The organism is Candidatus Angelobacter sp. (assembly GCA_035607015.1).
In the GTDB taxonomy this organism is placed as follows: Bacteria; Verrucomicrobiota; Verrucomicrobiia; order Limisphaerales; family AV2; genus AV2.
The window spans coordinates 1-8554 of the sequence record DATNDF010000274.1; the positions used below are offsets into that span (position 1 = coordinate 1).

The 8554-nt window shown below is 59.5% G+C and carries 9 protein-coding genes; 8 read left to right on the forward strand and 1 reads right to left on the reverse strand.

What is annotated here, in order from left to right; genetic code table 11:
- The 6 genes from VN887_11160 to VN887_11185 all read left to right on the forward strand — a co-directional run.
- Window positions 1-506 (forward strand): M3 family metallopeptidase (locus VN887_11160; GenBank protein ID HXT40564.1); only part of this gene is annotated, 506 nt, incomplete at its 5' end.
- 92 nt (window positions 507-598) lie between these two features.
- Complete coding sequence (locus VN887_11165; GenBank protein ID HXT40565.1) at window positions 599-1453, forward strand: rhomboid family intramembrane serine protease; 855 nt, start codon at window positions 599-601, stop codon at window positions 1451-1453.
- A 102-nt stretch (window positions 1454-1555) separates the two neighbouring features.
- Window positions 1556-2893, forward strand: coding sequence for an adenylosuccinate lyase (gene purB, locus VN887_11170; protein HXT40566.1), 1338 nt, complete (start codon window positions 1556-1558; stop codon window positions 2891-2893).
- 8 nt (window positions 2894-2901) lie between these two features.
- Complete coding sequence (gene tcmP, locus VN887_11175; protein ID HXT40567.1) at window positions 2902-3711, forward strand: three-Cys-motif partner protein TcmP; 810 nt, start codon at window positions 2902-2904, stop codon at window positions 3709-3711.
- 65 nt (window positions 3712-3776) lie between these two features.
- Complete coding sequence (locus VN887_11180; GenBank protein HXT40568.1) at window positions 3777-4577, forward strand: phage Gp37/Gp68 family protein; 801 nt, start codon at window positions 3777-3779, stop codon at window positions 4575-4577.
- A gap of 132 nt (window positions 4578-4709) precedes the next feature.
- On the forward strand, window positions 4710-5912 hold the full coding sequence (locus VN887_11185) for a hypothetical protein (protein ID HXT40569.1): 1203 nt from the start codon (window positions 4710-4712) through the stop codon (window positions 5910-5912).
- Between the two features lie 58 nt (window positions 5913-5970).
- Here VN887_11185 and VN887_11190 read toward each other — a convergent pair whose 3' ends face one another.
- Window positions 5971-6723: an exodeoxyribonuclease III gene (locus VN887_11190; GenBank protein HXT40570.1), complete on the reverse strand. Its 753-nt coding sequence runs from the start codon at window positions 6721-6723 to the stop codon at window positions 5971-5973.
- A gap of 78 nt (window positions 6724-6801) precedes the next feature.
- On the opposite strand from VN887_11190, the gene VN887_11195 reads away from it, so the two are divergent.
- Together VN887_11195 and VN887_11200 are read left to right on the forward strand one after the other, a co-directional pair.
- The gene (locus tag VN887_11195; GenBank protein HXT40571.1) at window positions 6802-7587 is read left to right on the forward strand and encodes an SDR family oxidoreductase; all 786 of its coding nucleotides are present in this window, start codon (window positions 6802-6804) and stop codon (window positions 7585-7587) included.
- Between the two features lie 46 nt (window positions 7588-7633).
- A complete protein-coding gene (locus VN887_11200) occupies window positions 7634-8536 on the forward strand; it encodes an ROK family protein (protein ID HXT40572.1) in 903 nt (300 codons plus the stop codon).
- The last annotated feature ends 18 nt before the right edge of the window (window positions 8537-8554 follow it).

Here is an 8554-nt window from a genome sequence, read left to right on the forward strand (position 1 = left end):
TCGGCAATGAGTTCATCGAAGCGTTTTATGCTCCGTCGGAAGCAAAGCGCGCCCGTCGCACGCACCTGGAAGGCATCATCAACTTCTTTCCCTGGATGGCCGCGGTGGATGCCTTTCAACACTGGATTTACACGCATCCCGGACATTCGCGGGCAGAACGTTCGGCGGCCTGGCTCGCGCTCATGGACCGTTTCGGCGGGGACGTGAATTGGGACGGCCATGAACAGGCGCGTGCGCATCTCTGGCATCGCCAGCTTCACATCTTCATCCACCCTTTCTACTACGTCGAATACGGCATCGCCCAACTGGGCGCGTTGCAGGTCTGGGCCAATTCAAAGCTGGATCGCGCCCGGGCGCTTGCCGACTACAAACACGCGTTGGCGCTGGGCGGCTCGCGTCCGTTGCCGGAACTGTTTTCCGCCGCCGGCTGCCGGTTCGATTTCAGCGCGGAAACGTTGAAACCGCTCATCGCACTCGTGCGTCACGAACTGGCGAAGTTGAATTGATGCCGCCGTTCGTCGTCGCGCAGGCGATTCGCAGTTGAAAAAACACCACTCTGTGACTAGTTTCAATCGACATGCTCGCTGACCGTCCTTACATGCGCAGAGACAACACCTCGAGGAACTGGTCGATTACGATCGCCATTCTGGTGTTCAACGTGTTGATCTTCTTTCTGCAATACGGCAACGGCCGCAACTCGCAGAATTGGGTGCTCGAATACGGCGCGTTGAGCGCGGAGGGTCTGAAGCGAGGTTATGTCTGGCAGCTCCTCACCTTTCAGTTCTTACACGCCGGGCTGCCGCACCTGGTTCTTAACTCCATTGGGCTCTATTTTTTCGGCCGGGCGCTGGAAGGAATGCTCGGGAAGCGGGACTTCATCAGGCTTTACCTTTTTAGCGGGATCCTGGGCGGCATGTTGCAGGCGCTGCTGGGAATGGTCTGGACCCGATTTGCCGGCCCGATGGTCGGGGCGTCTGCTGGTATTTGCGGGTTGATCGCCGCTTTTTCGATGCTTGCGCCGGACAGTCAGATCTACGTCTGGATGGTGGTGCCCATTCGCGCGCGATATTTTCTCCCCATCATGTCGGGTCTGACCGCGCTCTTGATGGTGACCTCGACGGAAAGCCATGTGGCCCACGCGGCGCATCTTGGTGGCATTCTGGGCGGTGTTGTCTATCTGAAATGGGTGCTCGGCACGGCGAGACCCCTCTTTGATTGGGCCCGTCTTCGCCGGAAGGCTCCCCGGCGCGAATTGGTCAAAGCAATCTCCTCCAAACCGAGTTTTTGGCGGCGGGAGAGCGCCAAACCTTCTGACAGCCCGCAATCCGCCGACTTCATCAGCGTGGAAGTTGACCCCATTCTCGACAAGATTTCCGCCCAGGGCATTCAAAGCCTCACCGATCGCGAGCGGCGCATCCTCGAAGCCGCCCGCGCCAAAATGTCGAAACACTGAGCCGGGACAGACGCCCGATCATGTTTCGGACGGGCCGGAAGCTGAGTTCCAACGCCACACTCGATTCTCGACTCCCGCCCTCCAGCGCCCTACCCTTGCGCCATGATTCAACGGTATTCCCGCCCCGAAATGCGGGCCATCTGGACCGACGAAAACAAACTCCGCATCTGGCTCCAAATCGAACTCCTCGCCAGTGAAGCACTGGTGCAGGAAGGCGTCGTGCCGAAGACCGACTTCGAGAAAATGAAGAAAGGCGCGGACGCCTGGTTCGCCGACTTGAAGGGTCTCGTCGAGCGCCAGAAGGAACTGGAGAAGACGCTCAATCATGACGTGATCGGCTTCACCACGGCCGTCGCGGAAAAAATCAACGACAACGCCAGCCGCTGGTTTCATTTCGGCCTCACCAGTTCCGACATCGTTGACACAGCCTTCGCCGTTCAGATGGTTCAAAGCGCCGACATTCTGATCGCCGACGGGCAAAAGCTGCTCCCCATTATCGCGCGCCGCGCTAAGGAGCACATGATGACGCCGTGCATCGGTCGCAGCCATGGCATCCACGGTGAGCCGACCACCTTCGGCCTCAAGCTCGCGCTGATGCACGACGAATTCACCCGTGGGCTAGAACGTCTCAAACGCGCTCGTGATGTGGCCGCTGTTGGCAAACTATCCGGCGCCGTCGGCACCAACGCTCACTTGTCTCCGTCAGTGGAGGAATTCGTCTGCGAAAAACTCGGTCTGCGCCCCGCGCCCATCGCCACGCAAGTCGTCCAGCGCGACATCCACGCCGAGTTCCAAACCACGCTCGCCCTCGTCGGCGCCAGCATCGAACGCTGGGCGGTTGAGTTCCGCCATCTCCAGCGCACTGAAGTGCTCGAAGCCGAAGAACCGTTTGCCAAAGGACAAAAGGGTTCGAGCGCCATGCCGCACAAGCGCAATCCCATTACCTGGGAACGCCTCACCGGCCTCGCCCGCGTGCTGCGCGGCAATGCCATCGCCGCGCTCGAGAACGTCGCGCTCTGGCACGAGCGCGATATCAGCCACAGCAGCGTCGAGCGCATTATCTTCCCCGATTCCTGCACGCTGCTCGATTACATGTTCGGCCTGCTCACGCGCCTGATGGACGGCCTGCTTGTCTATCCCGAGAACATGAAAAAGAACCTCGGCCTTTCGCTCGGCATGTGGAACAGCCAGACCGTCCTGCTCGGGCTCATCAAGAAAGGTCTCACCCGCGAAGTTGCCTACAAGCTGGTTCAAGACGCCGCGATGAAGACCTGGGAAGTCAAACATGCCGGTCGTGACGACGCCGACTTTGTCGAAACCCTGAAATCTGATCCCGGCGTGGCGAAACATTTCAAAAAGGGCGAACTCGAAAAACTGTGCTCGCTCGACTTCCATTTCAAAGAAGTGAATAACCGGTTCAAGAAACTGGGGCTGAACTGAAAACCGCGATGGACGATTCGCCATATTTGATCGCGGCGGATGGCTTGCTCGCTCGGGGCAGTGGCGAGCGGGCTAAACGCAAGCATCACTACCTCGGTAACTACTGCGGCATCACGACGAGATCGATGAAGAGCAAATGGCGACTTGTCTACTTGGATGTCATGGCTGGACCGGGTTGCTGCAAAAGAAAAGACACCCTCGAAGAATTCCCCGGTTCGCCATTCGTAGCTCTGGAACACGAGTTTTCGGAATACATCTTTGTCGAAGAGGACGATGGGCTTGCAGACGCACTCAGACAGCGGGTAAACAAGCATCCCAAAGCGAAAAAGGTGACAATCCACAACGAGAACTGGGTTCGCTTGGCCGAGTCTGGCAAACTTCAATTCGATAACTCCACCTTAGTTGTCGCCTTCGTTGATCCGACGGGCATCTCTCAAGTTCCAATGTCAGCTATGCGCCAACTGGCTCGGAATCCGCACATAGACTTGCTCGTCACAATTCAATACCGCCTCGGAATTGTCTGGAACGCGCCTCAGTATCAGAAAGCAGAGAACGACACCGTGTTGGATGCGTTTCTTGATTCGCACGACTGGCGGGGCTGGGATTCCCAAGACCCGACAGAATTCGGACGGAAGGCGATCGAGCGTTTCAGTAAAGAGATTTGCAAACTGGGCTTCATCGGTACGCGACACGTGTCTGTCCCGGAAGCACAGCCGCTGTATCGTTTCACGCTTTTTAGTCGCAACGCGCTTGCCAAGAAATTCTGGGACGAAATCTTGAAGATCAACGAAAAGGGCCAACGTGAATGGCATTTTTAGCCGAAGCCTTGGACTATATTTGACCGAGCTTTGGGGTTAAGCTGCTGTTGAAATGAAACATACTTGTGAGCGATAAATCAAAAATCGAATGGACGGACGCGACGTGGAATCCGGTTCGTGGCTGCACCAAGATCAGCTCCGGCTGTCTCCACTGCTACGCCGAAACCTTTGCCGAACGTTGGCGCGGCATTCCGGGTCATCCGTTTGAATTCGGGTTCGATTTGCGGATCGTGCCGGAAAAACTCGGCGACCCGCTCCGTTGGGGAACACCTCGAATGATCTTCGTGAACTCCATGAGCGATCTTTTCCACAAGGACGTTCCAGATGAATACATCATCAAGGTCGCGCGCGTCATGACGGCGGCGAACTGGCATACTTACCAAGTCCTGACCAAACGCGCCGACCGGCTCGCGGCTTTGCTCAAGGGCAAGCTACGCTTTGCCGCCGAGCAATTGCATATCTGGTGGGGCGTGAGCGTGGAAAATAAGAAGCAGGGACTCCCACGAATTGACCTGCTCCGTTCAGCGCCAGCCAAGGTGAGATTTTTGTCCATCGAACCACTGCTGGAAGATCTCGGCGCCTTTAAGCTCAACGGCATTGCATGGGCCATCGTTGGCGGCGAAAGCGGTCCGGGTGCGCGGCCAATGAAAGCCGAATGGGTGCGGAGCCTCCACCGTCAATGCAAGCAGGCCGGCGTGGCGTTCTTCTTCAAGCAATGGGGCGGTGTGCGCAAATCCGAAACTGGACGCGAACTCGATGGGAAAACATACAGCGAATTTCCTGCGCGCAATCCGATTGAAGCGCCGTCTCTTGAGGACCGGCGAGGGGTTTGGCAGAAACTGGAGACGAATTTGGCCATGGCTTGACGGTTCGATCGGCGGACTTGAACGGACAACCCTTCGCACTGATGCTCGCCCACAAGCAGGTCGATGTTCCGCACGTTTCCGGATTGCCATGACGAAGAGACCCAGCTAAAGGTCCAACACCGGCACCGCGCAATGTCCACACCCCTGCCCCATGCAATCCGCGTTGAGTCAGTCCGCGACGACGCAAGTTATACGCTGCCCGCGCGGACACTGGGAAAGTTGCGTTGGGTGGCCTTGTTCTTCGTCGCTTTTGGCGTTTTGTTCGCCTCCTTCCCGGCGACGACTTTGTTCCGCATGCTGAAAGGCATCACCGCAGGCAAATCCGCCATCACAGAGATCGGCTTTGCCGTGTTCCTGGTCCCGTTTGTGTTGGCTGGCCTGATTCCGCTTGGCCTGGGGTTGCTCGTCATCTTTGGCCGCTGTCGCGTTGAGTGGCGCGACCGGCGTTTGTCCGTTCTCGATTACGTTGGCCCCGTGCGCTGGCGGCGGCGTCTGCAGAAGAGCCGGATTCTCAAACTCACCGTCAGCGCGGGCGGCGCGAAGATCAACAACCAGCCCGTGACGACCGGCCCGCTGGCGGACCTCGCGGCGCTGCTGGCTGAATTTGAGGAGGGCAAACCACGACTGGTGGCGATTGGCTATCCGCGCGACTGGCTCGAGGCGCTCGCCGAGGATTTGTCCGGACGGGTCGGGGCAACGGCATCAACGCTCCCACCGCCCGCAGTGGAAGTTGTCAACGCGGACGAGAGTCGGGCCGAGGTTCCGGAGATCGTGCCAAAGCCGACGGACAGCTTGGTCCGCGTCGAACCGCGTCCGGACGGCATCGCCCTCGTGGTTCCGCCCGCGGGGTTGCGAAAGGGCAGCAAAGGACTGTTCGGCTTCGGCATGGTGTGGTGTTTGTTCATGTCGGTGTTTACCGGCGTGATCCTGTTTGCAGGCTGGAAGAACACACGCGGCGCGCCCGGAGTGGCTTGGGCCTTCGTCGGCATCTTCTGGCTGATCGGCCTGGGCATGTTGGCGGGCGCGATCAACATGGGCCGTCGCCGGGCGATGCTGGTGTTCGAGAACGGGCAACTCAAGGTGGCGCAAATCGGGATCTCCGGCGCGAAGAAGTGGGAGTGGAACCGCGACGACATCGCGGCCATCCGGGCCGACGCCAGTGGTATTACCGTCAACAATGTGCCGGTAATCGAGCTTCAGATTCATCCCGTCCGGGGAAAGAAGACCGGGTTTTTCGCGGGTCGCGACGAACAGGAACTTCGCTGGATGGCGGGTGAATTGCGCCGCGCGCTCAAATTACCTGCCGAAGCGAGTGGCGGCATTCCGCGATCCTGATCCCGGGAAGACCTTCTGCGCTGTCTCAGCCAACGCCGAACTGGCGGCGTTTCTGCGCTCAGGCAAGTTCAATCCCGACCGGGCAATGATCCGAGCCCTGCACGTCAGCCCGGATGAATGCGCGCTTGAGACGTGGACGCAGCGCGACGCTGACGAGAAAATAGTCAATGCGCCAGCCCACATTTCGCGAGCGGGCGCCGGCCATCGGACTCCACCAGGTGTAATGCCCGCCGCCCTTTTCGAACTCGCGGAAGGTGTCCACGAACCCGGCCTTGACCAACGCGCTGAACCCGGCGCGTTCCTCCGGTGTGAAGCCGTGGTTCTGGACGTTGGCTTTCGGGTTCGCAAGATCGATCTCCGTGTGCGCGACGTTCAGATCACCGCAGAAAACCACGGGCTTCTTCTTCTCCAGTTTTTTTAGATGGCGCAGAAAATCCCCGTCCCATCGCTGGCGATATGTCAGCCGCGAAAGATCGCGCTTGGAGTTCGGGACATAGACGTTCACGAGAAAGAAATCTGCGAACTCGGCCGTGAGCACCCGGCCTTCGTTGTCGTGCTCGGTAATGCCGATGTGAGGCGCGACATTTTGCGGACGGATTCCGGTGAAGATTGCCGTTCCGGAATAACCCTTCTTCGCTGCGCAATTCCAGAATGTCGTGTATGTTGCCGGCCAGAGTTGCTCCACGTCGTCGGGCATGCATTTGGTCTCCTGAAGACAGAGCACGTCGGGCTTCTCCGTTTCGAGAAACTCCAGAAAATTTTTCCGCAGCACGGCGCGCAGGCCGTTCACGTTCCATGAAATCAGTTTCACGCCGCCAAGCTTAGCAGCCGCGGTTCGCGAGGAAAGCTGGATTCCTTTCGTGGACTCCAGTATGAAAGCCGCGTGTCAATGCTCGCCAACAAAGTCCTCGTCGTTATCGGCGGAACCACGGGCATCGGTTTGTCGGCGGCGAAAGCGTTTGTCGCTGCGGGCGCAAAAGTGGTGGTGGTGGGCCGCAACAGGGCCAATGTCCGGGCGGCGCAAAAGTCACTGGGCAAGCCGGCCAGGGCGCTCCCCGGTGACGCAACGAATCCAAAAACGGCCGCAAAGGCAATTCAGATCGCGCTCAAAACGTTCGGAGATTTTCACGGACTCTATCACGTCGCGGGCGGCAGCGGGCGGAAGAAAGGCGACGGACCGCTCCACGAAATCACGGACGCCGGCTGGGAATACACGTTGAACCTGAACTTGACCTCGCTGTTTCACTCGAACCGCGCGGCGGTGACACAGTTTCTCCGGCAAAAAACCGGCGGCAGCATCCTGAACATGAGTTCCGTCCTCGGCTTCTCGCCGTCGCCGCGGTTCTTCGCCACACACGCTTACGCCGCGACCAAGGCCGCTGCCATCGGTCTGACAAAGTCGGCGGCGGCGTTCTACGCGCGGGACAACATCCGTTTCAACGTCATCGCCCCGGCGCTCGTGGCCACGCCGATGTCCGGCCGCGCGCAGAACAACAGGAGGATTTTGGATTTTGTCGCCACAAAACAACCTCTGGACGGCGGACGCATCGGACGGCCCGAGGATCTGGACGCGGCGGCGGTTTATCTCATGTCGGACGAATCGAAGTTCGTCACCGGTCAGGTACTCGCCGTGGACGGCGGCTGGTGCGTAAGCGAAGGACAGACCGGCGATTGAAGTTTCGAGTTTTGATTTCAATTCGCGAGGCAGCCCAACTTGAAACATGAAATCTGAAGCTTACTCGTTGGGCATTGACCTGGGTGGTTCGAGCATCAAAACAATCGCCGTGACGCCACAGGGTGAAACGTTGTCCCGCCACAACACCGATTTCGATCCAGCCAAATCGATGGAGTGGGCGGAAAAGATACGCTCGCTCGCCGGCGAAATTCAGAGAGAACGCGGAACGCCAGCCGATGGCATCGGCCTTTCGGCGCCGGGCCTGGCGGCGGCGGACGGGCGTTCCATTGCCTGCATGCCGGAGCGTTTGCAAGGACTGGAAGGCCTCGACTGGACGAAGTTTCTCGGCGCGGCACGGACCATTCCGGTCTTGAACGACGCACACGCGGCATTGCTGGGCGAGGCCTGGGTCGGCGCGGCGCGCGGTTTCCGGAACGTCATCATGCTCACGCTGGGCACCGGTGTCGGGGGCGCGGCGATCGTGGATGGCCGGCTGCTTCGCGGCCACATCGGTCGCGGCGGTCATCTGGGCCATTCATCGCTCGACCCCGACGGTCCGCCGGATTGCGCCGGCGCGCCGGGCAGCATCGAAGTCGCCATCGGCAATTGCACGATTCAACAGCGCTCACGCGGCCGGTTTCAATCCACGCACGATCTGATCACGGCGCACCTGAACGGCGACGCCGACGCCACCGCAATCTGGCTGAAGTCGGTGAAGGCCCTGGCGGCCGCCGTTTGCTCGTTCATCAACATTCTCGACCCGGAGGCGGTCATCATCGGAGGCGGCATCGCGCGCGCGGGAAAGGTCCTGTTCGAGCCACTGGAAAAATTTCTCGATCCGATGGAGTGGCGGCCGGGCGGCCACCGCGCGAAAATCCTGCCGGCGCAACTCGGCGAGTTCGCGGGGGCGTTCGGAGCGGCGGCCAATGCGTTGAAACCGGGGTCCTGATTTTCTCCGGCACCTCCG